The sequence below is a fragment of the Microvirga sp. TS319 genome (assembly GCF_041276405.1).
Lineage (GTDB): Bacteria > Pseudomonadota > Alphaproteobacteria > Rhizobiales > Beijerinckiaceae > Microvirga.
In genome coordinates, this window is sequence record NZ_JBGGGT010000002.1 from 2,174,931 (window position 1) to 2,197,692 (window position 22,762).

General features: G+C 66.0%; 16 protein-coding genes. 7 read left to right on the forward strand and 9 right to left on the reverse strand.

The window, feature by feature from the left end; all coding sequences use genetic code 11:
- The first annotated feature begins 90 nt into the window (after positions 1-90).
- Complete coding sequence (locus AB8841_RS19610) at positions 91-1,296, forward strand: UbiH/UbiF family hydroxylase (protein ID WP_370437482.1); 1,206 nt, start codon at positions 91-93, stop codon at positions 1,294-1,296.
- A gap of 110 nt (positions 1,297-1,406) precedes the next feature.
- Here AB8841_RS19610 and AB8841_RS19615 read toward each other — a convergent pair whose 3' ends face one another.
- Positions 1,407-2,378 (reverse strand): AEC family transporter, encoded by a 972-nt coding sequence (locus AB8841_RS19615; protein ID WP_370437483.1) that lies wholly within the window; start codon positions 2,376-2,378, stop codon positions 1,407-1,409.
- A 484-nt stretch (positions 2,379-2,862) separates the two neighbouring features.
- Here AB8841_RS19615 and hspQ point away from each other — a divergent pair, with 484 nt between their 5' ends.
- On the forward strand, positions 2,863-3,192 hold the full coding sequence (hspQ, locus tag AB8841_RS19620; protein ID WP_370439320.1) for a heat shock protein HspQ: 330 nt from the start codon (positions 2,863-2,865) through the stop codon (positions 3,190-3,192).
- A 67-nt stretch (positions 3,193-3,259) separates the two neighbouring features.
- Here hspQ and AB8841_RS19625 read toward each other — a convergent pair whose 3' ends face one another.
- On the reverse strand, positions 3,260-4,021 hold the full coding sequence (locus AB8841_RS19625) for an invasion associated locus B family protein (protein WP_370437484.1): 762 nt from the start codon (positions 4,019-4,021) through the stop codon (positions 3,260-3,262).
- A gap of 216 nt (positions 4,022-4,237) precedes the next feature.
- Here AB8841_RS19625 and AB8841_RS19630 point away from each other — a divergent pair, with 216 nt between their 5' ends.
- Positions 4,238-6,049 carry an extracellular solute-binding protein gene (locus tag AB8841_RS19630; protein ID WP_370437485.1) on the forward strand — a complete coding sequence of 604 codons (1,812 nt, stop codon included), beginning with the start codon at positions 4,238-4,240 and terminating at the stop codon, positions 6,047-6,049.
- A 253-nt stretch (positions 6,050-6,302) separates the two neighbouring features.
- Positions 6,303-6,638, forward strand: a complete 336-nt coding sequence (locus AB8841_RS19635) for a hypothetical protein (RefSeq protein ID WP_370437486.1) — start codon at positions 6,303-6,305, stop codon at positions 6,636-6,638.
- 3 nt (positions 6,639-6,641) lie between these two features.
- Here the strand turns inward: AB8841_RS19635 and AB8841_RS19640 are convergent, their stop codons facing one another.
- The 3 genes from AB8841_RS19640 to AB8841_RS19650 form a co-directional block, all read right to left on the reverse strand.
- A complete protein-coding gene (locus AB8841_RS19640) occupies positions 6,642-7,520 on the reverse strand; it encodes a serine hydrolase domain-containing protein (RefSeq protein WP_370437487.1) in 879 nt (292 codons plus the stop codon).
- Between the two features lie 23 nt (positions 7,521-7,543).
- Positions 7,544-11,068, reverse strand: coding sequence for a transcription-repair coupling factor (mfd, locus tag AB8841_RS19645; RefSeq protein ID WP_370437488.1), 3,525 nt, complete (start codon positions 11,066-11,068; stop codon positions 7,544-7,546).
- A 79-nt stretch (positions 11,069-11,147) separates the two neighbouring features.
- Positions 11,148-11,444, reverse strand: coding sequence for a succinate dehydrogenase assembly factor 2 (locus AB8841_RS19650; protein WP_370437489.1), 297 nt, complete (start codon positions 11,442-11,444; stop codon positions 11,148-11,150).
- Positions 11,445-11,533: 89 nt separating this feature from the next.
- Here AB8841_RS19650 and recG point away from each other — a divergent pair, with 89 nt between their 5' ends.
- A complete protein-coding gene (gene recG, locus AB8841_RS19655; RefSeq protein ID WP_370437490.1) occupies positions 11,534-13,651 on the forward strand; it encodes an ATP-dependent DNA helicase RecG in 2,118 nt (705 codons plus the stop codon).
- Between the two features lie 131 nt (positions 13,652-13,782).
- On the opposite strand, the gene AB8841_RS19660 is transcribed toward recG, so the two are convergent.
- The 3 genes from AB8841_RS19660 to glmU all read right to left on the reverse strand — a co-directional run bounded on the left by AB8841_RS19660 (position 13,783) and on the right by glmU (position 17,794).
- A complete protein-coding gene (locus AB8841_RS19660; protein ID WP_370437491.1) occupies positions 13,783-14,418 on the reverse strand; it encodes a GNAT family N-acetyltransferase in 636 nt (211 codons plus the stop codon).
- Complete coding sequence (glmS, locus tag AB8841_RS19665) at positions 14,415-16,241, reverse strand: glutamine--fructose-6-phosphate transaminase (isomerizing) (protein ID WP_370437492.1); 1,827 nt, start codon at positions 16,239-16,241, stop codon at positions 14,415-14,417. The genes AB8841_RS19660 and glmS overlap by 4 nt, the downstream gene beginning before the upstream one ends.
- A 176-nt stretch (positions 16,242-16,417) precedes the next feature.
- Positions 16,418-17,794, reverse strand: a complete 1,377-nt coding sequence (gene glmU / locus AB8841_RS19670) for a bifunctional UDP-N-acetylglucosamine diphosphorylase/glucosamine-1-phosphate N-acetyltransferase GlmU (protein WP_370437493.1) — start codon at positions 17,792-17,794, stop codon at positions 16,418-16,420.
- A gap of 234 nt (positions 17,795-18,028) precedes the next feature.
- Here glmU and AB8841_RS19675 point away from each other — a divergent pair, with 234 nt between their 5' ends.
- Positions 18,029-19,549: a glucan biosynthesis protein gene (locus AB8841_RS19675; protein WP_370437494.1), complete on the forward strand. Its 1,521-nt coding sequence runs from the start codon at positions 18,029-18,031 to the stop codon at positions 19,547-19,549.
- On the forward strand, positions 19,525-21,717 hold the full coding sequence (gene mdoH, locus AB8841_RS19680) for a glucans biosynthesis glucosyltransferase MdoH (protein ID WP_370437495.1): 2,193 nt from the start codon (positions 19,525-19,527) through the stop codon (positions 21,715-21,717). The genes AB8841_RS19675 and mdoH overlap by 25 nt, the downstream gene beginning before the upstream one ends.
- 65 nt (positions 21,718-21,782) lie before the next feature.
- On the opposite strand, the gene gcvA is transcribed toward mdoH, so the two are convergent.
- Positions 21,783-22,718, reverse strand: coding sequence for a transcriptional regulator GcvA (gcvA, locus tag AB8841_RS19685; protein WP_370437496.1), 936 nt, complete (start codon positions 22,716-22,718; stop codon positions 21,783-21,785).
- Positions 22,719-22,762: the final 44 nt, after the last annotated feature.

A 22,762-nucleotide genomic window follows, 5' to 3' on the forward strand; every position in this document is an offset into this window, starting at 1 on the left:
GGGATGCGCCGCCTCGGTCGGCAATGGCGAATCCATGGATTATTGTGAGTCGGCAAGCCGTCCGGCGACAGATGACGGGGAAAGTTCTTGATGATGAAAAGCTATAGCATTGCCATCGTCGGAGCGGGAGCGGTCGGCCTGAGCGCTGCCCTGGCCTTCGCCCGCGACGGCTTCGAGACGGTCATGATCGGCGGCCTCGATGCCCGGCGGGACGGGCGGACCGTCGCTCTCCTCAACGGTTCGGTCCGTTTTCTGCAGGCGCTCGGCGTCTGGCCCGACCTCGCCCCGGAAGCGGCGCCGCTCGAAGTGATGCGCATCATCGACGATACGGGCAGCCTGTTCCGCCCGCCGCCGGTCTCGTTCTCCTCGCGGGAAATTGATCTCGACGCCTTCGGCTGGAACATCGAGAACGCGACGCTCGTGGAGCGGCTGGCCGAAGCCGCCCGGTCCTGCGAGCACCTGACGCTCCTGCCCCAGCACGCCACCGGGTTCCGGGCCGAGGCGGATCGGGCCCTGGTCACCCTCGCAGACGGCTCCGAGATCGAGGCCAATCTCGTCGTGGCGGGCGACGGGCGCAATTCCCGGCTGCGCCAGATCGCCGGCATCGAGGCCCGGACCTGGTCCTATCCCCAGACGGCCCTGACGGCTATCCTGGCCCATGAGCGCGAGCACCGGGAGAGCTCGACCGAGTTTCATACGCGCAACGGCCCCTTCACCCTCGTTCCCCTCCCCGGCAGGCGCTCGAGCCTCGTATGGGTGATGAGCCCCAAACAGGCCGAACAGCTCGCCAAGCTCGACGACAGGGCGCTGGCCCTGGCCATCGAGCGCCAGGCCCAGTCCCTTCTCGGGGGGATGCGCATCGACGGGCCCCGCGGTGTCGTGCCGATGACCGGCCTGTCCGTCGACCGGTTCGGCGCTCCCCGTCTGGCCCTCGTGGGCGAGGCGGCCCACGTCTTCCCGCCCATCGGGGCTCAGGGCCTCAATCTCGGATTCCGCGACGTGGCCTCCTTGAGGGACGCGGTGGTGGACGCCTTCGACGACAGGCGCGAGCCCGGCTCGCCCGACACGCTGAAGCAATACCAGCGCAGCCGCGATCTCGACGTGCGCCTGCGGACGGCCGCCGTGGACGGGCTCAACAGGACCTTGCTCACCGGCTTTCTGCCGGCCGACCTCCTGAGGGGCGCCGGCCTCCTGGCGCTCAGCAGGCTCGGCCCCCTGCGCCGCGCCGTCATGCGCGAGGGCGTGCTGCCCCATATGGGAGCACCCCGCCTCATGCAGATCGTCTCGGCTCCTTAGAGCATCGAATTGATCCCAAAAGTGGAATCCGCTTTTGGGTCCGATGCTCCCGTCTTGGAAAGAGCGCATCGTTCTCGCGAAAAACCGGATCCACTTCTTCGCACGATGCGCTAAGGAAACAGGTCGTAGGGCAAGGTACCGGTGTTGGTCGTGAGATAGAGCACCGCCGTCAGCGTCACGATGGACACCAGCGTGCCGATGAGGACGCAGGCGGAGGCCCGCTCCACGCCGACATTGTACTGGGTCGAGATCACGAAGATGTTCAGGGCGGGCGGCAGGGCCGCCATGACCATGGCCGCGTAGGTCCAGGTCTGCCCGAAATCGCCGATGGCCGAGAGCACGATCCAGACCAGCAGGGGATGGAGGATCAGCTTGATGACGACAAGGGCCGGCACCTCTCCCGGGACGCGGTGCGTCGGGCGCAGGGCCACGGTCACGCCGAGCAGGAACAGGGCGCAGGGCGCGGCGGAGCCCGACAGCCAGGTCACCATCTGATTGACGGGTCCCGGGATCTCCAGATGGAGAAAGCTCACGGCGGCGCCGAGAGCCGTGGCCACGTTGAAGGGATGGGTCGCCACCCGCCAGACGATGCGGCGGATCGTGGCCGACAGGTTGAGCCGCTCGAGCCCGGCGACGGACATGAGCAGCGGGACGACCGAGAACAGGAACAGGTTGTCGAACACGAAGATGAGGACGACCGGCGCGCTCGCGGCGGGGCCGATGGCCGCCAGGATCAGGGGCGGCCCCATGTAGCCGATATTGGAATAGGAGCCGGCGACGCCCTGCATGACCGATTGCGGCAGGTCCTTCGTGTGCCGCCACCCCGCCGCGAAGGACAACAGGAAGGCGCAGGCCGTCGAGAAGGTGGTGCCCGCCACGAAGGCCCAGTTGGCGAGCTGATCCAGCGGCTTGTCGGCGATGAGCCGGAAGAACAGGCATGGCAGGGCCACGTAGATCAGAAAGAACTGCATCCACGCGAGGCCCGCCTCCGGCTGCCTGACGGTCTTGCCGCAGAAGAACCCGAGGCCGATCAGGCCGAAGAAAGGGGCGAGCAGGTTGAACAGCCCGATCAGGTCGGACATCGCAGGCTCCTGATGCGAGGCTTGGAGCATCGGATCCCGAAGTGGATTGTCACGTTCGGGATGGGATCCGATGCTCCCTTCGAGAGAGCGCATCGTGGAACGCAGCCCATCGGGCCACGCGATGCGCCAAGCGGCGAGAGATAGGAGGTCATTCTTCTGGCAAGGTTAGCCCCTCGCAGCAATCCCAACTTCGGAAGGCTGCTAGACCGAAATTGCAAGGCTTGCCGGCTTTTTCACTGACAATGCGCCGATCCGCGCTCGCCAATACTGGTAAGCTATTGACGGGGTTCTCCGAATTGTGAAGGCGGTCGATTTGGAGATTCCGGCGGGCCTGTCTATATGCAAGGCTAGAGCATCGGACCCAAAAGCGGATCTGCACTTTTGGGATCGATCCGATGCAGCCTTCTTGGAATGAGCGCATCGCTTGAGCGGAAAACCGGGTCCACTTTTCCGCACGATGCGCGAAGGAGTTAGGACCATGCCTATGAAAGCGAGTTCGGCGAAATTCGCGATCGGCCAGGTGGTCAGGCATCGCCTGTTCGATTTCCGAGGCCTCATCTTCGATGTGGACCCTGAATTCGACAACACCGAAGAATGGTGGCTGTCCATCCCCGAGGACGTCCGTCCCCGCAAGGATCAGCCGTTCTACCATCTCTTCGCCGAGAACTCGGAAACCGAGTACATCGCATACGTTTCCGAACAGAATTTGATGCCCGACCACTCGGACGAGCCTCTGCGCAACCCGATGATCGAGGAAATGTTCGTACGCCAGCCCAACGGCGGATACAGGGCCAAGCCGAGCCTCGCGCACTGATCGGCCGCCGCACCAAACGAAAACGCCGGGCCCGTAGCCCGGCGTTTCTTATTCGCGGCGATCCGGATTACGGCTTGGGAGCCGGAGTCGCGGGAGCGGCGGGCTGAGCGCCCGGGGCCGCGGCGCCGTTGCTCTGAAGCATCTTCTGGCGCATCTCTTCGCTCTTCTTCTGGAGCTCTTCCTGGAGCTTCTTCTGCTGCTCCTCGAGCACCTTCGGATCGATCGGAGGACCGTCGAAGGCCTTCCCGAAGCCGGCAGCCGGAACCGCGAAGGTGATCTCGCGGCCCACCTGGTTCTGGACGCTGACGTTCAGGTTCGCGCCCTTCTTGAGCGAGGCGATGAAGTCGTCCTTCACCTGGGCCTCGGCGAAGCAGCCGTTGGGCAGGCACATCACGTAGCGGCCGGGGGTCGCCTGACCCTGATCGACGGCGAAGCGCAGGCCGGGCTGCAGCAGCAGGCCGAGCGGCATCACGAAGCGGACGACCTTCTGGGGCTGCGGGCCCTTCACGTCGTAGACCGCGAGCGCGAGAACCGGCTGGCCCTGATCCGAGACGAAGTCGCGGGTGGTGTAGCAGATTTCGGTATTGGTGTTCTGGTCCTTGCCGCAGACCTTGGTCCATTCCGGCTGGGACGGCTCGGCCTTCACCTGCACGACCGTGGGGCCGCTGGCCTGCTGCTGGGCCTGAGCCGGCGCAGGAGCGGCGGGCTTCGCCGGCTGAGCGGCGGGCTTCGGGGCCTGAGCGGAAGCGGGCGCGCTGGCGAGAAGGGCCGCGGCGATCGCCAGGCCACAGGAACCCCCCAAGCTCGCGATGCGTGTCGCGAATGACATGTCGTTAGATCCTCTTCAGTCGAAAGGTCGGCTCTTGAATGGGCCGTTGGTATCCGGCTTTCTTAAACCTGCAATGGGACGGTGAATCTTTGCCGAATGCGGCGAAGACATGACCTGTGGGGCTCCTTTAACCTTTCATGGGCTAGGTTTCCAGTCACCCCGGTTAACTTTCTGTACAATATTGCCCCGAAATCGCCGCCGTAGAGCAGGAGACCCATGAGCCGCAGCCTCACAAGGATTCTTGGCCTGATCGCCAGCCTCTTCCTGGCGGTCCCAGGCCCCGTGGCTGCCGCCGAAGCGGACGTCCTGCGGCATGGGATCGCCATGCACGGCGATCCCGCCCTGCCGGCGGACTTTTCCCACCTGCCCTACGCGAATCCCGACGCCCCGAAGGGCGGACGAATCACTCTGGCGATCCAGGGGACCTTCGACAGCCTCAACCCCCTGATCGTTCTCGGCGTCGCACCGCCCGCCGTGCCCGACTACGTGCTCCAGAGCCTGATGATGCGCTCCCGGGACGAGCCCTTCACCGTCTACGGCCTGATCGCCCGCTCGGCGGAGATGCCGGACGACCGCAGCTCGGTGACCTTCAACCTCGACCCTCGCGCCCGCTTCTCGGACGGACATCCGCTCACCGCCGAAGACGTGCGCTTCACCTTCGAGCTCCTGCGGAAATTCGGGAAGCCCTTCCACCGCTCGAGTTTCGGCCAGGTGAGATCCGTGACGGCCGAGACGCCGCACAGGATCACGTTCGACCTGTCGGGTTCCAACGACCGGGAACTGCCGCTCATCATCGCCACGATGCCGATCTTCCCGGCCCATGCGACCGACCCGGACAGGTTCGACAGGACTACCCTCACCCCGCCCGTTGGATCGGGCCCCTACGCGATCACGGAGGTCCGCCCCGGAGAGCGGATCGTCCTGAAGCGGCGCAAGGACTTCTGGGCCGAGGATCTGCCCATCCTGCGCGGCCTCTATAACTTCGACGAGATCCGTTACGATTTCTATCGTGACGACAACACCATGTTCGAGGCTTTTCGAGCGGGCCTTTACGATTTCCGGCTCGAGGGAGATCCCGCCCGCTGGGCGACGGGATATACCTTCTCGCGTCTCCTGAGCGGCAGGACCGTTCGCGAAACCGTGCCGATCCGGCTGCCGAAGGGCATGAACGGTTTCGTCTTCAACACCCGGCGTCCGATCTTCGGCGATCCCCGGGTGCGGGAGGCCCTGGGCTACATGTTCGATTTCGACTGGCTCAACCGCAACCTGTATTACGGATTGCTCACCCGGGCGGACAGCTACTTCTCGGGGTCGGAACTCTCCTCGACGGGGCAACCGGCCGATGAGCGCGAGCGCGGCCTTCTGGCGGCCTTCCCGGGCGCGGTGCGGGACGACTTTCTGGAAGGCCGATGGAGGCCACCCTCGCCGGACGGCTCGGGCCGGGACCGGTCGATGGCCCGGCGCGCCCTGTCGCTGCTGTCGGAGGCCGGCTGGGTCATCAGGGACGACGTCCTGCGCAACGAGCGAACGGGAGAGCCCTTCACCTTCGAGATGCTGGTCAGCTCCAGCCAGCAGGAGCGCCTCGCCCTCAATTTCGCCCAATCCCTCGAAAGGATCGGGATCAGCGCGCGCGTTCGCCTCGTCGACAACGTCCAGTATTGGCGCCGCCTGTCGCAATTCGATTTCGACATGGTGCAATGGGTCTGGCCGGCGTCGGCCTCGCCCGGGAACGAGCAGCGCAACCGCTGGAGTTCGGATGCGGCCGACAGGAGCGGCTCCCTTAATTTCGCAGGCGTCGCCTCCCCGGCCGTCGACCGGATGGTCGATGCTCTTTTGGAGGCGAAGACGAGGGAGGAATTCGTCTCCTCGGTCCGGGCTCTCGACCGGGCCCTGCTCTCGGGATTCTACGTGATCCCGCTGTTTTACGTTGGCGATCAATGGGTTGCCTATGACGCCGACCTGCGAAAACCCGACAGGGCACCCCTTTTCGGACCCTCCATCGACACTTGGTGGAGGCCGTCCCGTTAAAGCATCGGGCCCAAAAGCGGATTCCACTTTCGGGATCGATTCGATGCTCCTTCTTGGAAAGAGCGCATCGTTCTGGCGAAAAACCGGGGCCACTTTTCGCACGATGCGCTAGCCCTTTGGCTGTAGGGGTTACCCTTCTTGTTGAGGTTCCGTTCAGGTCGCGGATGCAACTAACCTGCTGCTTTGTTCGTTGAGGGAAGGATCTCCTGACTCGATGAACGCGTGCTTACGCGAGGGTGTTGCAATGAACGGAATGCAGAAGGTTCTCGTCGTGGACAACGGCGAGCGCGCTCCTGACAGCGCTCTTTCGGCGGAACTCGCGGGCATGGGTTATGCCAGCGTCACGACGCCGTTCGAGGCCGCTGACGACGTTCTCGCATTGATCCCGAGCCCCGCAGCCGTCGTGCTGCAGATGCCGCGACATGCCAACTGGACCGAGCGGAAGCGGTTCCTCGAACTGGCGACGCGCCTGCGCAAGACTTTGGCCGCAAGCCATACCCCCGTGATCATCACGGGCGAGGCGAGCGGCGCGGCCACGATGCTTCAGAACGAGTTGAGCGCTCAGGTCGTGGCGGCGGCGGAGCTCTGACGCCTATTTCTCCAGAAGCCCGAAGGCCTTTTCTTCCGTCTTGGCCTGATCGTCGGTGGTCGCGAAGCTCGCGGCCACGCGAGGGACATCGCGCCTGTCGAGCGACCGGTAGACGGCGATCGTGCTGCCAGGGCCCCCGCCCGTATGGCCGGCTACCTTCAGGCCTCGCGTCGTTTCGCCCGTCATCACTCCCAGGCCGTAGCCGGGTCGTCGCCATGGGCGGCCTTCGACCGGGCCGGGAAGTTCATAGGGCTCCAGCATGGCCCGTACCAACGCGGGCGGGAGAAGCATGCCGCTCATGAGGCGATGGAGCAGCATCGCCGCGTCCGGAACGGTTCCGACCATCAGCCCATGATAGACCCAGGCCGGGTGGTAGCCCGACGCGCGTCCCATGCTCACGCCGGCAAGGTCCCCGGGCCGCGTCGCCAGTCTCGCGCCCTCGATGCCGAGCGGATGCAGGACGAGACGCTGCAGCGCCTGCCCGGCGCTTTCCCCCGTGAGCGCCTCGATGCTCTGCCGTACGAAGAGATAGCCGATATTGGAATAGTCCCAGCCCTCTCCCGGATCGTAGCGGAGCCGGTCCGCATCGGCGCGGGCGAGGAGATCCCGCACGGGCCAGGGCTCGTCGCCCCGCGCCACGGCCTCGTGATAGGCCGCAAGCCTGCCGTATTCGGCAAGCCCCGAACGGTGCTGCAGGAGGTGGCGCAGCGTATAGGGTCTGCCGGAGATCGGCGCGTCGAGGCTCGTGAGCCCGTCGCGCACGAGCACGAGAGCCGCCGCGGCGAGGATCGTCTTCGTGAAGCTCCACCAGGGGACGATCCGGTCGGCGTCCCGGCTGTCCGCCACGACGCCGTCTTCGATAACGGCCCAAGATTTAATCATGGAATCGGGCCTCGATCATGGGATCAGGCCGCCTTCTTCTCGGCGATCCGCACCAGATCGCGCAGGATGTGGGTAGACGCCTTGATACGCTCGTCCGGCGTCTCGACATCGCGCACGAACACGATCTTCATGTCCGGGCGGACCTTCGCGAAGGAGGCCTGCTCGGTCACGTAGGAGATGAGGCCCGCCGGGTTGGCGAAGGAATTATCGCGGAACGAGATGATGATGCCCTTCGGGCCGCCGTCCACCTTCTCCACGTTGGCGCGGCGGCAGAGCACCTTGATCGCCATGATCTTGAGGAGCTGGTCCACTTCGGACGGAACCGGGCCGAAGCGGTCGACGAGTTCGGCCCTGAAACCGTCGATCTCGCCATCCGTCTCGAAGGTGGAGAGCCGGCGGTAGAGCCCGAGGCGCAACTGGAGGTCGGCGATGTAGCTCTCCGGAATCATCACCGGCGCGCCGACCGCGATGGTGGGCGACCATTGATCCTCCGCGGGCTCCTCGATGCCCGCCTTCAGCTGCGCGACCGCTTCCTCCAGCATCTGCTGATAGAGCTCGTAGCCCACTTCCTTGATGTGGCCGGACTGCTCCTCGCCGAGCAGGTTGCCCGCGCCGCGGATGTCGAGATCGTGCGATGCGAGCTGGAAGCCGGCGCCCAGGGTATCGAGGGTCTGGAGCACCTTGAGACGCCGCTCGGCCTGCGTGGTCAGGGTCTTGTTGGCGGGCACCGAGAACAGGGCGTAGGCACGGGTCTTGGACCGTCCCACGCGTCCGCGAAGCTGGTAGAGCTGCGACAGGCCGAACATGTCGGCGCGATGCACGATCAGCGTGTTGGCGGTGGGAATGTCGAGGCCCGATTCCACGATGGTTGTGGAGAGTAGGATGTCGTACCGGCCCTCGTAGAAGGCCGTCATGACGTCTTCGAGCTGACCGGCCGCCATCTGGCCGTGGGCCACGGCGACCTTCGCCTCCGGGACCTCCCGGTCGAGGAACGTCTTTACCTCTCCGAGATCGTCGAGGCGCGGCACCACGTAGAAGGCCTGCCCGCCCCTGTAGCGCTCCCGCAGGAGGGCTTCGCGGATGAGAAGCGGATCGAACGGCGTGATGAAGGTGCGCACGGCCAGTCGGTCCACCGGCGGCGTGGTGATGAGCGAGAGTTCGCGCACGCCCGTCAGGGCGAGCTGCAGGGTGCGCGGGATCGGCGTCGCCGAGAGCGTCAGCACGTGGACCTCGGCCCGCAGTTCCTTCAGGCGCTCCTTGTGGGTCACGCCGAAATGTTGCTCCTCGTCGATGATGATGAGGCCGAGATCCTTGAACTTGATGGACTTGCCCAGAACCGCATGGGTGCCGACCACGATGTCGATGGAGCCGTCCGTCAGCCCTTCCTTGGTCTTCTTCAGCTCCCCTGACGGCACGAAGCGGGAGGCCTGCGCGATGTTGAGCGGCAGCCCGCGGAAACGGTCGCAGAAGGTCTTGTAGTGCTGGCGCGCCAGCAGCGTCGTAGGCACGACGACCGCCACCTGCTTGCCGCTCATGGCGGCCACGAAGGCGGCGCGAAGCGCCACTTCCGTCTTGCCGAAGCCCACGTCGCCGCAGACGAGGCGGTCCATGGGGCGGCCTGAGGCCATGTCGTCCAGCACCGCCTCGATGGCGTTGAGCTGGTCCTCGGTCTCCTCGTAGGGGAAGCGCGCGGCGAACTCGTCGTAGAGGCCTTCCGGCGGCACCATGCGCGGAGCGTCCTTCAGGATGCGGGCCGCGGCGATCTTCATGAGCGCCCCGGCCATCTCCCGGATGCGCTGCTTCATGCGGGCCTTGCGGGCCTGCCAGGCCCCGCCGCCGAGCTTGTCGAGCTGGACCTCCGTCTCCTCGGACCCGTAGCGGGTCAGAAGCTCGATGTTCTCCACCGGCAGGAACAGCCGGTCGCCGCCCGCGTAATGCAACTCCAGGCAATCGTGGGGCGCGCCCGCCGCCTCGATGGTCTTGAGCCCCTCGAAGCGGCCGATACCGTGATCCACGTGCACCACGAGGTCGCCGGGCGTGAGCGCGGCCACCTCCGTGAGGAAGTCCTGCGGACGTCGGGACTTGCGTTTCTGGCGCACGAGGCGGTCGCCCAGGATGTCCTGCTCGCTGATGACCGTGAGCTCGCCCGTCTCGAACCCGTGCTCCAGGGGCCAGATGCCGACCGGGATCTCGTTGCGCGGATAGGCCATCGCGTCCGAGAACCGGCCGATCGGCTTCGTCTGCCTCAGGTCGTGATCCTGCAGCACGTGGCACAGGCGCTCGCGGGAGCCGTCCGACCATGCGCCGAGGATGACGCGCCGTCCTTGAGCCTGCTGGTCGCGGATGTGGCGGATCACGGCCTCGAACACGTTGGCGTTCTCGTCCGCCCGCTCGGCGATGAAGTTCCGGCCCTGGCGTGCGCCGCAATCCACGACGATGCGGGGCGCTCCGGATTCCGGCATGGCGAAGGGCGTCAGGCGGGCGAGCGGGAGCGCGTTCGTGCGCTCCGACCATTCCTCGGGCCTGACATAGAGCTGGTCCGGGGGCAGCGGACGATAGGGCGCGACGCCCGGCTGGTTCTGCCCCACGGTGTCACGCCGCGCTTCGTAATAATCCTTCACCTGCGACAGGCGCTCGCCCGCGGCGTCGTCGGCCAGGGCGTCGAACACCACCGGGATGCCGGGGACGTAATCGAGCAGGGTGTCGAGATGGTCATGGAAGAGCGGGAGCCAGTGCTCAAGGCCGGGATAGCGCCGCCCCTCGCTGATCGCCTCGTAGAGCCGGTCGTCGCGGGTGGGCGCGCCGAAGGCGGCCACATAGGCTTGGCGGAAGCGCTTGATGCTCTCCGTGGTGAGCTGCACCTCGCTCATGGGCACGAGGTCGAGGGAGCGCAGGGTGCCGACGGTGCGCTGGCTTTCCGGATCGAAGGAGCGGATCGATTCCAGCGCGTCGCCGAAGAAGTCGAGCCGCACCGGATTCGGAAGGCCCGCCGGGTAGAGGTCGATGATGCCGCCGCGCACGGCGTATTCGCCCGTGTCGCGGACCGTGCCGGTGCGCATGAAGCCGTTGGTCTCGAGCCAGTTCACGAGCAGGGTCGTGTCCACCACGTTGCCGGGCGCCGCCGAGAAGGTTTCCTTCGCGATGCGGGCTCTGGGCGGGACGCGCTGCACGAGGGCGTTCACCGTGGTCGACAGGATGCGCGGCTTGTCCTCGGAGGTCTTGGAACGGGCGAGGCGCGCCAGGGTCGTCATGCGCTGGGCCGTGATCGCCGCGTTGGGCGAGACCCGGTCGTAGGGCTGGCAATCCCAGGCCGGGAAGGTGAGGATCTCGATCTCCGGCGCGATGAAGCCGAGGCTGTTGGCGAAGTTCTGCTGCCGCTGCCCGTCGCGGGCCACATGGACGAGGACGGCCGGTCCCTCCACGATCCCCGACAGGCCCCGCGCCAGATCCGCCACCGCGAGCGCGTCGAATCCGTCCGGAACGCTGGACAGGGTCAGGCCGTGGCCCTTCTTCAGGGCGTCGAGGGCGCGGGCGAGTGCAGACTTCATGATGGCGCGTATCGGGTCAATGGCAGGAGAACGCGGGCCCCAGGGCCCGATTCTTCGGCTACGGGATGGAAACGGAACGTCAGTTATGAATCGGCGAGGTATGGGTATGAAAGGCCTTCAACCGCCGGAACAGGGGCGTGTCGTAGTTCGAAGGGGTTTCGATCTCGCCCGTGATCCAGCCGAGCAGATCCCGGTCGGTCACCTCGATCAGCCGCTCGAATTCGGCCAGATCCTCCTCGGAGAGCTCGCCGATCTGGGCATCCGCGAAGCGTCCCATGATCAGGTCCATCTCGCGCATGCCCCGGTGCCAGGCCCGGAAAAGGATCTTCCTGCGGCGAACGTCGAGGTCGGCGCTGCTGCGTGTCGTCCCGCTCATGAAAATGCTCCGGTCAGAGAAAAGATAACGTCGCTTCGCGGCGGCTTGGCCGCTATATAACCATCTCCCTTCGACTTGACACCCGTTTGATGTCCTTGCGCCCGTCCATTCTCGATCCCCTGTTTGCCCCGGCGGCCTCCCTGCCCGGCGTCGGGCCGAAGATCGCCCCCCTGCTGGACCGCCTCCTCGGCGAGCCCGGCCGGCCTGCGCGGGCGGCCGACCTCCTGTTCCACGTGCCGAGCAGCGGCATCTCGCGGGAAATGAAAGGCTCCATCGCCGACGCGCCGGTCGGCGAGCCCGTCACCCTCTCGGTCACCGTGGTGACGCACCGCCCGCCCCCACCCGGACGCCGGGCCCCCTATCGGATCCTCGTGGAGGACGAGACCGGGGACGTCTCGCTCGTCTTCTTCAACGGCCAGAAGGCGCGGCTGGAAAAGCTCCTGCCGGTCGGCGAACGCCGTTACGTCTCCGGCAAGATCGAGCTATGGGACGGCCGCCGCCAGATGGTCCACCCGGACCGGATCCTCGACGACCGGGGAATCGAGAACCTGCCCGCCGTGGAGGCGGTCTACGGCCTCACGGAGGGACTTTCCTCGCGCATGGTCGGCAAGTTCATCGGGGCCGCCCTCGAGCGGGTGCCGAGCCTGCCCGAATGGCAGGATGCCGCCTGGCTCGGCCGGAACGCCCTGCCCGATTTCAGGACCGCCCTCTTCACCCTGCACAGGCCGGACAACGCGTCGCAGCTCTCCGAGGAAGCGCTCGCAAAATCGGCGCCCCGCCGCCGTCTCGCCTATGACGAGCTGCTCGCTTCCCAGCTCGCCCTCGCGCTCGTCCGCAGCCGCATGCGACGGCTGCCCGGCCGGGTGAACGCGGGCGACGGGCATCTCGTCGAGAAGCTCAAGAATGCCCTGCCCTTCGGCCTCACGGGCTCCCAGGCCCAGGCCATCGAGGATATCCGGCGCGATCTTGTCTCCGACAAGAAGATGCTCCGCCTCCTCCAGGGCGACGTGGGCTCGGGCAAGACCGTCGTCGGCCTGCTCACCATGGCGAGCGCCATCGAGGCGGGCCGGCAGGCGGCCATGATGGCCCCCACCGAAATCCTGGCCCGGCAGCATTACGAGCGCCTCGCCCCCATGGCCGAAGAGGCCGGGCTGACGATCGCCCTCCTGACCGGCCGCGAGAAGGGCGCCGCCCGCAAGGCGGTGCTCGCGGGCCTTGCTGACGGCAGCATCCAGATCGCGGTCGGCACGCATGCCCTGTTCCAGGAGGGCGTCGCCTTCCAGGATCTCGGCGTCGCCGTGGTGGACGAGCAGCACCGCTTCGGCGTCCACCAGCGCCTGGCGCTCGGCTCGAAGGGCGAGGCGGTCGACATTCTCGTCATGACCGCGACCCCGATCCCGCGCACGCTGGCGCTCACCTATTTCGGCGACATGGACGTGTCGGTCCTGAGCGAGAAGCCCGCGGGCCGCAAGCCCATCGCCACGAAGCTCATCGCCATCGACCGGCTCGACGAGATCGTCGGCGCCATCGGACGGGCCATCGCCAACGGCGATCAGGTCTACTGGGTCTGCCCCCTCGTCGGCGAATCCGAGACGATCGACCTCGCCGCCGCCGAGGAGCGCTACGAGACCTTGAGGAGCTTTTTCGGGGATGCTGTCGGCCTCGTTCACGGCAAGCTCGCCGGCAAGGACAAGGACGCCGCCATGGAGCGGTTCTCCCGCGGCGACACCAAGATCCTGGTCTCCACGACCGTCATCGAGGTCGGCGTCGACGTTCCCAACGCCACCATCATGGTGATCGAGCACGCGGAGCGCTTCGGCCTCGCCCAGCTTCATCAGCTGCGCGGCCGCATCGGGCGCGGCTCCAAATCCTCGACCTGCCTCCTGGTCTACAAGGGACCCCTCGGGCAGATCGCCCAGGCCCGCCTGGAAATGATGCGCCAGACGGAAGACGGGTTCCGCATCGCCGAGGAGGACCTGCGCCTGCGCGGCGAGGGCGAGGTGCTCGGCACCCGCCAGTCCGGCACGCCGGGTTTCAAGCTCGCCCGCCTGGAGACGGACGGCGATCTCCTCGCCGCCGCGCGGGACGATGCGCGCCTCATCGTCGACAGGGACCCGGATCTCGTGAGCGAGCGCGGCCAAGCCCTGCGGACCATGCTCTATCTGTTCGAACGGGATTCCGCGATCAAGCTGCTGCGGGCGGGCTAGAGCATCGGACGTGAAAAGTGGATTCCACTTTTGGGATTCCCTCCGATGCTCCCTTCATCGATGAGCGCATCGTCTGAGCGAACAACCGGAGCCACTTTTCGCTAGCGCGGCCCGCCGGGTCGCACGATGCGCTAATCGAGCCGCAATGCCATGACGCATCGCCGGGCGGGATCGTGGCCCGCCTCGGCCTCGGCCCGAAGCTTAGCAGCGTGCCCCGGCCAGGTTTCGCCGGGCTCGATCTCCACGAATCCGAGACTGGCGTAAAAGGGCCCGTTCCACGCAAGGTCGCGATAGGTCGTCAGCGTCACGGTCGAAAAGCCCGACCGCTTCGCATGAGCAACGGCCGCGCCGATCAGCCGCGCACCGAGGCCCCGGCGCTGATGCGACTGCGCGACGGACACCTCGGCGATGTAGAAATGCCCGTCCATCTCATGGGCCGCCAGGAAGCCGACGGGTTCGTCCCGCTGGAGCATCGGACCCAAAAGTGGAATCCACTTTTGGGATTGAATCCGATGCTCCCTTCTGAGACTAGCGCATCGTTCCAGCGGAAAACCGGATCCACTTTTCCGCACGGTGCGCTCGGCGGCGATCCACAGCGTCGCGTTCCGGCACAGGTCGGCCAGAACCGCGGGGTCCATCGTGTCGCCGTCCGCGAGCCAATCCAGCCCGGCGCTCCGGAAAACGGATGCCGCGGAGCGTTCGACGGGGCCGAGCCTCTGTAGGTCCGACGCGCGGGCCTGCCGGATCGACACGGAGGAATGGCTCACTCCACCGTCACCGATTTCGCCAGATTGCGCGGCTGGTCGACGTCTTTGCCCATGAAGACGGCCGTGTGATAGGCGAGCAGCTGGATCGGCACCGAATTCAGGATCGGAGCCACCACCGGATGCACGGAGGGCATCACGATGGTGGCCATCGTGTCGAGGCCGGTTTCCAGCGCCCCCTTCTCGTCGGTGATGAGGATGATGCGCCCGCCGCGCGCGGCCACCTCCTGCATGTTGGAGACGGTCTTCTCGAAGATATGGTCGTGCGGGGCGATGACGATCACCGGCATGGTCTCGTCGATCAGGGCGATGGGCCCGTGCTTCAGCTCGCCCGCCGCGTAGCCCTCGGCGTGGATATAGGAGATTTCCTTCAGCTTGAGCGCGCCTTCCATGGCGAGCGGATAGGACGTTCCGCGCCCGAGATAGAGCACGTCCTTCGCTTTCGAGAGCTCACGCGCCAGGATCTCGATCTCGTGCTCGCGCTTCATCGCCTCGCTCATCTTCCCTGGAAGGGCGATGAGCGCGTCCACCAGCTCCTTTTCCTCCTCGGCGCTCAGCGTGCCGCGGGCGCGTCCCGCCGCGATCGCGAGCGAGAGGAGAACGGTGAGCTGGCAGGTGAAGGCCTTGGTGGAGGCGACCCCCACTTCGACCCCGGCGAGGGTCTGCGCGACGACCGCGCTTTCGCGCGCCATGGTGGAGGTCGGCACGTTCACGACCGATAGCGTATGGAGCTTCTCGCCCGAGGCGTAGCGCAGGGACGCGAGCGTATCGGCCGTTTCGCCGGACTGGGAGACGAAGAGCGCGAGTTCGCCCGGCTCCAGGGGCGCCTCGCGATAGCGGAACTCCGACGCCACGTCGATCTCCACCGGGAGCCGCGCGAGCCGCTCGAACCAGTATTTCGAGATCAGGCCCGCGAGATAGGCCGTGCCGCAGGCCGAGATGGAGATCCGCTTGAGGCTTTTGAAGTCGAAGGGGAGCGCGACCGGGAGCGCGACCCGTCCGGCGGTGAAATTCACGTAATGGGCGAGCGTGCGGCCCACCACTTCCGGCTGCTCGTGGATTTCCTTGGCCATGAAATGGCGGTGATTGCCCTTGTCGGCCAGGAAGGAGCCCGCGGGAATCCTGTGGCGCGGACGCCGGACCATCGCCCCGGAGGCGTCCCGGATATCGGCCCCCGTCCGGCGCAGGATCGCCCAGTCGCCGTCATCGAGATAGGTGATGTCGTCAGTGAAGGGCGCGAGCGCCAGGGCATCGGAGCCGAGATACATCTCGCCGGCGCCATGGCCGATGGCGAGCGGCGCGCCGTGGCGCGCGCCGATCAGAAGCTCGTCCTCGCCGTTGAAGAGGAACGCCAGGGCGAAGGCCCCGCGCAGACGCGGCAGCGTGACGGCGACGGCCTCCACGGGCGGGCGGCCCTGGCGCATCTCGTAGGTCACCAGCTGCGCCACGACCTCGGTGTCGGTTTCGGTCTCGAAGCGCACGCCCTTGGCCTCGAGACCGGCCTTCAGCTCGCGAAAGTTCTCGATGATGCCGTTATGGACGACCGCCAGCCTGTCGGTCGCATGGGGATGGGCGTTGGTCTCGTTCGGCTTGCCGTGGGTGGCCCAGCGGGTATGGCCGATCCCGATGACCCCGGAGAGGGGCGCCTCGGAGAGCTTCGCCTCCAGGTTCCGGAGCTTGCCTTCCGCGCGGCGGCGGTCGAGACGGCCGTATTCCAGCGTCGCGATACCGGCGGAATCGTATCCGCGATACTCCAGCCGCTTCAGGGCTTCGACGATCTGCTCTGCGACCGGTGTATTGCCGATGATTCCAACGATTCCGCACATGCCCCAAGGCTTCCTATTCGCGAATTTAATCTAAGCTATGCTGCGCCTCTCCATACAGAGAATGCGAGGTATGCTGGAATCAACTTCGGTGACAGTTTATGACAGCTGGCGCACCGCGCGGGAAAGTGAATGCGGTTTTTCGTGTCGCGCGATGTCCCATAAGAGGGAGCACCGCCCTACTTACTTTTCGCCGCCTTGGCCTTCTCCCGGAACCGCGCGGCCCAGCCCTCCTTCACGACCTGACGGCCGCGCCCGAGAGCCAGCGCGTCCGCGGGCACGTCTTCGGTGATCACGGAGCCGGAGCCGATATAGGCCCCCTCGCCGATGGTGAGGGGCGCCACGAGCGACGAGTTCGAGCCGATGAAGGCGCCCTCGCCGATCTCGACGCGGGCCTTGGCGAAGCCGTCGTAATTGCAGGTGATCGCCCCCGCGCCGATATTCGCGCCGGCCCCGATGGTGGCGTCGCCGAGATAGGTCAGGTGGCTGACCTTCGCGCCCGCGCCGAGATTCGCGTTCTTCAGCTCGACGAAGTTGCCGACCTTCGCCTTCGGGCCGATGACGGCGCCCGGACGCAGCCGCGCGAAGGGGCCGATCCCGGCTCCGGACGCAACGCGGGCTCCTTCCAGATGGCTGAAGCTGTGGATGATCGCTCCCGCCTCGACGACGACATTGGGACCGAAGACCACGTGCGGCTCCACGACCACGTCCTGGCCGAACTCGGTGTCGTGGCTGAGGAAGACCGTCTCGGGTGCGACGAGAGTGACGCCGGCCGCCATGGCCCTGTCCCGAAGCCGATCCTGTATCATTCGCTCGGCGGCCGCGAGCTGCGCCCGGTCGTTGACGCCGTGCACCTCTTCTTCGGGCACGACCGCGATGGCGGCCCTGTACCCGGCCTCGCGGGCGATCTCGACGATGTCGGTCAGATAATACTCACCCTTGACGTTGCTGTTGCCGATCCGCTCCAGAAGCGTCAGCGCCACATCGCCCCGGATCGCCATCAGGCCGCCGTTGCAGAGCGTGATCGCCCTCTCCGCCTCCGAGGCGTCCTTGTGCTCCCGGATGGCGAGCAGGTCGTCTCCGGACGTGATGAGGCGCCCATAGCCGGCCGGGTTCCTGGCCTCGAAAGCCATCACCACGACGGCCGCGCCTTCCGCGAGCGGGGCGCGCAGCCGGGCGAAGGTCTCGGTCGTGACGAGGGGCGTATCGGCATAGGCGACGATGACGTCGTCCGGCTTCGCCGCGAGGGCATCCCTGGCGCTCAGAACCGCGTGGCCGGTGCCGAGCCGCTCGCGCTGCACGAAGATCCGCGCGTCCGGCAGGATCCCGCGCACCTCCTTCTCGACATCCTCGCGGTCCGGCCCGATCACCACGGCCGTCTGCGTGGCGCCGGCCTCCGCCAGGGTCGCCAGCACATGCCCGACGAGCGAGCGGTTCGCGACGTGGTGGAGAACTTTGGGCTTGGCGGATTTCATCCGGGTCCCCTCCCCGGCGGCCAGCACGACGGCCAGGCAGCTCCGGGCGGCGGATGTCATGGGGGAATGGCTCGATGTCATCAGGCTTCAATCCGGTAGGGGTCAGGGATGCAGCTAAACCAGAAGGGGTATTTCGGCAATCTTTTCATGGGGAACGGCCCCGAACGCGAACTGCCTCGTTTACTTCATACTCATGTTCGATGATAAATCATGAGTCTTCCTGATTGTCAGGCCGAAGAGCCAAATTCACGTAAGAGTATCACTGTGTCGGTTTCGCTGGGGGCATCACGCCCTTCTCATCCTCGGCGACGCGATGTGCTGGCCTATCTCAGCGCTTCAGTTGCCGCGTTCACGCTCGCGCCCGCGGTTCGGGCCCAGACTCCACAAGCGAATATCGCGACCATGATGGGAGACGGACAGCGCTTCGATCCGGCCGGCGTCACCGACATCGCCCGCCAGCTTTCGAAGAAGCCGTTCGTGCCCCCGCAGAACGATCTTCCGGATGTGTTCTCGAACCTGAACTACGAGCAGTACGTCGCCATCAAATCGCTCCAGCAGCCGATCTGGAGCTCGGAAGGCCGCGGCATCGCGCTGGAGCCTCTGCACCGGGGCTTCGTCTTCAACAACGCGGTCGATCTCTACATCGTCGAGGACGGGAACATCCGGCGGCTGTCCTATGATCCCGCCCAGTTCAACTTTAACGGGATCAACGTTCCCAACGACCTGAAGGATATCGGCTTTTCCGGTTTCCGCCTGATCGCGCAGCCGGCCGAGGGCAAGCCTTTCGACTTCGCGATCGTCCAGGGAGCGACCTTCTTCCGGGCCCTCGGTCGCGGCCAGAACTACGGCGTCATCGCCCGGGCCCTCACCCTCAAGCCCGCCGAAGCGAAGGGCGAGGAATTCCCGATCTTCAGGTCTTTCTGGATCGAGCGTCCGAGCGTGGGCAGCAACAGCATCACGATCCACGGCGTTCTGGATTCGGATTCGACGACCGGCGCGGTGCGGATGACCTTCCGGCCGGGCGATATGACGATCGTCGACGTGGAAACGACCCTCTTCCCCCGGGTGAACCTGGAGCATGTGGGCCTGGGCGGCATGGCCTCGACCTATTTCTACGGTCCGAACGACCGCCGGAACGCGGACGACATTCGCCCGTCCGTCTACGAATCGTCCGGCCTCCAGATGCTGAACGGCCAAGGCGAGTGGCTCTGGCGCCCCCTGCACAATCCGGAGACCCTCCAGATTTCGGCCTTCGTCGACAGCTCGCCGCGCGGATTCGGCCTGCTTCAGCGCGAGCGAAACTACGACTCTTTCCAGGACGACGACCAGCGGTTCGAGCGCCGGCCGAGCCTGTGGGTCGAACCCTTGAGCGATTGGGGCCAAGGCAGCGTCCAGCTCCTCGAAATCCCCACGGATGCCGAGATCAACGACAATATCCTGGCCTATTGGCGTCCGCGCGCCCCCATGGCGGCGAATACGGAGGTCCCGTTCGCCTATCGGCAATACTGGGGCTGGAACTCGCCCGAAAGGCCTCCGCTCGCGACCGTCATCGCGACCCGGTCCGGCCGGGGCAGTTCCGGACGGCGACGGCGCTTCACCGTCGACTTTTCCGGGGAGATGCTGGGTGACAATTGGCCGAAGGACATTAGATCAGTCCTCACCGTTGGTCCGGGCTCGTTCCAGAACCTCAAACTTTTGCCCTATCCGGAGCGGAAGACGATCCGCGTTGCATTCGAGCTTGACCCGGGCAACGAAAACGCGTGTGAGATGCGTCTCATCCTCGAAGCAGGCGGGAAACCGATAAGCGAGACATGGCTGTATCGTTGGACACCCTAAGTTCCGACCCGAACCAGAATATCGCTGCCCTCGGGCGGCCCGAATCCGTCATGCCCCCCGAAAAGCATCTGGACATGCCGACCCAGCATCTGAGACGCTGGTCGGCGGACCAGGAGCGCAAGCCCGTGCGGCGGAATTCGAAGCTCGGAACCTGGCTCGCGCGTCTTTTCGTGTTCGGCGGCGGCCTTCTGGTGACCGCCTACGGCACCTATGAAATGTACCAGGTGGTGTCGGTGAGCCGCACGACCGCACTCCAGTGGGTGCTGGTTGCCCTGTTCACGATCAACTTCTCTTGGATCGCGGTGGCCTTCACCAGCGCCCTCCTCGGGTTCGTCGCTCTTCTCCGGCAGCGGAGGCCCGCGGCGTTGCCGGCCTCGCTGAAGGCGCGCACCGCCATCGTCATGCCCGTCTACAACGAGCAGACGGCAAGAACCTACGCGGCCCTCGAGGCGATCTACGAATCCGTCGAGGCGACCGGCCTTGGCGATGCGTTCGATTATTTCATTCTCTCGGATACGACGAATCCGGACGCATGGGTCGCCGAGGAACGCGCCTTCCTGGCTCTCAGGGAGCGGCTCGGCCCGAAGGCGCGGTTCTATTACCGCCACCGGGCGAAGAACCATCACCGCAAGGCCGGCAACATCGCCGATTTCGTCTCCCGCTGGGGCGGCCATTACGAGCACATGCTCGTGCTGGACGCCGACAGCCTCATGATGGGCGACTGCGTCGTGCGCCTCGCGGCCGCGATGGAGGCCGATCCGGATGCGGGCATCATCCAATCGCTGCCCCTCATCATCAACCGCAACACCCTCTTCGCGCGCCTTCAGCAATATGCCGCCCGCGTCACCGGCCCGGTGATCGCCATGGGCTTGTCGGTTTGGATGGGCCGGGACGGCAATTACTGGGGCCATAACGCGATCATCCGGACGAAGGCCTTCGCGGCCCATGCCGGCCTGCCCGACCTGCGCGGCAAGCCGCCCTTCGGCGGCCACATCCTGAGCCACGACTTCGTGGAAGCGGCCCTTCTGCGCCGTGCCGGGTGGGACGTCTACATGCTGCCTGATCTCGAGGGGTCCTACGAGGAGAGCCCGCCCTCCCTCATCGATCTCTCGGCCCGCGACCGGCGCTGGTGCCAGGGCAATCTGCAGCATATGCGCGTGGTCACCGCCAAGGGCCTGAAGCTTCCGACAAGGCAGCACTTCGCTACGGGCATCATGTCCTATCTGGCGTCGCCCTTCTGGCTGTTCCAGCTGATCGTCGGTATCGCGCTCGTGCTGCAGACCACGTATATCCGGCCCGAGTATTTCTCCCGCGATTTCCGTCTCTATCCGATCTGGCCCCGGTTCGATCCCGAACGAGCCCTGGCCCTGTTCGCGCTGACGATGGGGATCTTGCTGGCCCCGAAAATCTTCGGCTTGATCCTGATGCTGATCCGGAGCAAGGATCGCCGCGCCTCGGGCGGCGGCCTCCGCCTGGTCGTCTCGTCGCTGATCGAGATCATCCTGTCGGCGCTTCTCGCGCCGATCCTGATGCTCATCCAATCTGGATCGGTATTCCAGATCCTGCTGGGCCGCGACACTGGCTGGCAGCCGCAGCGCCGCGACGACGGATCGATCCCGTTCGGGGATATCGTCCGCCGCCATCGAGCCCATACGGTGCTGGGCGCGCTCGCGGGCGTCTCGGCCTTCATGATCGCCACGTCGCTCTTTCTCTGGATGTCGCCGACCATCATCGGCCTTCTGCTGGCGATTCCCCTGTCATGGCTCAGCGGCCAGCTCGGCGCGGGGCTCGCCCTCAAGAGGCTCGGTCTCCTCCTGACTCCGGAGGAGCACCAGCCGCCCTCCATCGCGGTCCGGGCCAACGAACTGCAGGTGCGCAACGCGACCCTCGGCTTCGACGACGAGGACAGCCTCAAGGCGATCTATGCCGATGCCGCCCTGAGGGACCGGCATATCGAGATGCTGCCGCCCGCGGCGACCCGCAAGCGCGGGATCATCGAGACGGAACGCGCCCTGGCGGAGGCCAAGCTCGCCGATGCGGAGACGATCGAGGATGCCGTCAAATGGCTGCATCCCAAGGAGCGCATGGTCGTGCTGCACGATCGCGGCCTGCTCAACATGCTCGTGCGCCTGAAGGACAAGCCGACGGAGGCTCAGGCGGCCGAGTAGCCATTCTCTCGCGTCCCGGACGCAAAGGCTGCCTCGCTTTCACGTCCGATACCCTGGGCCGGGGCTCACGCCCTGGCCTTGATCCCGCGGGTGAGAAAATCCTTCTCCGCATCCCCCGCGACCTCGCTGAGGATCCAGTCCCGAAACGCTTCGATCTTGGGCGATCGCCTGCGCCCCTTCGGATAAACGACCCAGTAGCCCCGGCCGGATTCGGCCAGAAGATCGAAGGGTTGGACAAGGCGTCCCGCAGCGAGATCGTCCGGAAAGAAGAAGGGATTGATCAGGGCGAAGCCTTGGCCGGCCATTGCGGCCATGCCCTCGAATTGCTGCACGCCGAGCGAGTTGTCGGGGCGCCGGGAGAGATCCACCTCGGGCACGCCCGCCGCGGAAAACCATTCCTTCCACCATGGGTCGCTCGGCGAGATGATCGGAAACTTCAGGATATCCGTCGGCTCTGTCAGTTCGGCGTCCCGGATCAGATCGGGACTGCAGACCGGGGTGAACCGATTAGGAACCAGGAGATGGGCCTCGAGCCCGGGCCACGTGCCCTGCCCGCTGCGGATGGCGAGATCGAACTCGCTCTGACCGAGTTCTACGACCTGCTCGCTGACGGAGATCTGCACCGCGATATGCGGGAACAGATGCTGGAAGCGACCTAATCGGGGAATGAGCCAGTTGGACGCAAAGGTGCTCAGCGTCGTGACGGTAAGAACCGACTGCACCATCTCCTCGACCCCGGCGAAGGCCGCCCGGAGCGCATCGAACGCCTCCGTCACGGCCGGAGCGAGCTGCTGCCCCTTCGTCGTGAGCGTCACCTGCCGGGGCATGCGCACGAAGAGCGGCGCGCCGACACGATCCTCCAGCATCCGGATCTGATAGCTCACGGCGGCCTGGGTCATGCCGAGCTCCTCCGCCGCCCGGGTAAAGCTCTGGTGCCGGGCCGCCGCTTCGAAGACGCGGACCGCGCTCATGGGAGGAAGTCTGGAGACCGGTTTCGGCATCTGTGATCCATAAGGCTGCCTTATGCCAGCCCCTTGCGTTTCAT

Bases quoted from the DNA above. Each gene is read 5' to 3' on its own strand.
- AB8841_RS19610 (WP_370437482.1), top strand. From the start codon at position 91: ATGATGAAAAGCTATAGCATTGCCATCGTCGGAGCGGGAGCGGTCGGC.
- AB8841_RS19615 (WP_370437483.1), bottom strand. From the start codon at position 2,378: ATGTCCGACCTGATCGGGCTGTTCAACCTGCTCGCCCCTTTCTTCGGC.
- hspQ (WP_370439320.1), top strand. From the start codon at position 2,863: ATGAAAGCGAGTTCGGCGAAATTCGCGATCGGCCAGGTGGTCAGGCAT.
- AB8841_RS19625 (WP_370437484.1), bottom strand. From the start codon at position 4,021: ATGTCATTCGCGACACGCATCGCGAGCTTGGGGGGTTCCTGTGGCCTG.
- AB8841_RS19630 (WP_370437485.1), top strand. From the start codon at position 4,238: ATGAGCCGCAGCCTCACAAGGATTCTTGGCCTGATCGCCAGCCTCTTC.
- AB8841_RS19635 (WP_370437486.1), top strand. From the start codon at position 6,303: ATGCAGAAGGTTCTCGTCGTGGACAACGGCGAGCGCGCTCCTGACAGC.
- AB8841_RS19640 (WP_370437487.1), bottom strand. From the start codon at position 7,520: ATGATTAAATCTTGGGCCGTTATCGAAGACGGCGTCGTGGCGGACAGC.
- mfd (WP_370437488.1), bottom strand. From the start codon at position 11,068: ATGAAGTCTGCACTCGCCCGCGCCCTCGACGCCCTGAAGAAGGGCCAC.
- AB8841_RS19650 (WP_370437489.1), bottom strand. From the start codon at position 11,444: ATGAGCGGGACGACACGCAGCAGCGCCGACCTCGACGTTCGCCGCAGG.
- recG (WP_370437490.1), top strand. From the start codon at position 11,534: ATGTCCTTGCGCCCGTCCATTCTCGATCCCCTGTTTGCCCCGGCGGCC.
- glmS (WP_370437492.1), bottom strand. From the start codon at position 16,241: ATGTGCGGAATCGTTGGAATCATCGGCAATACACCGGTCGCAGAGCAG.
- glmU (WP_370437493.1), bottom strand. From the start codon at position 17,794: ATGACATCGAGCCATTCCCCCATGACATCCGCCGCCCGGAGCTGCCTG.
- mdoH (WP_370437495.1), top strand. From the start codon at position 19,525: ATGGCTGTATCGTTGGACACCCTAAGTTCCGACCCGAACCAGAATATC.
- gcvA (WP_370437496.1), bottom strand. From the start codon at position 22,718: ATGCCGAAACCGGTCTCCAGACTTCCTCCCATGAGCGCGGTCCGCGTC.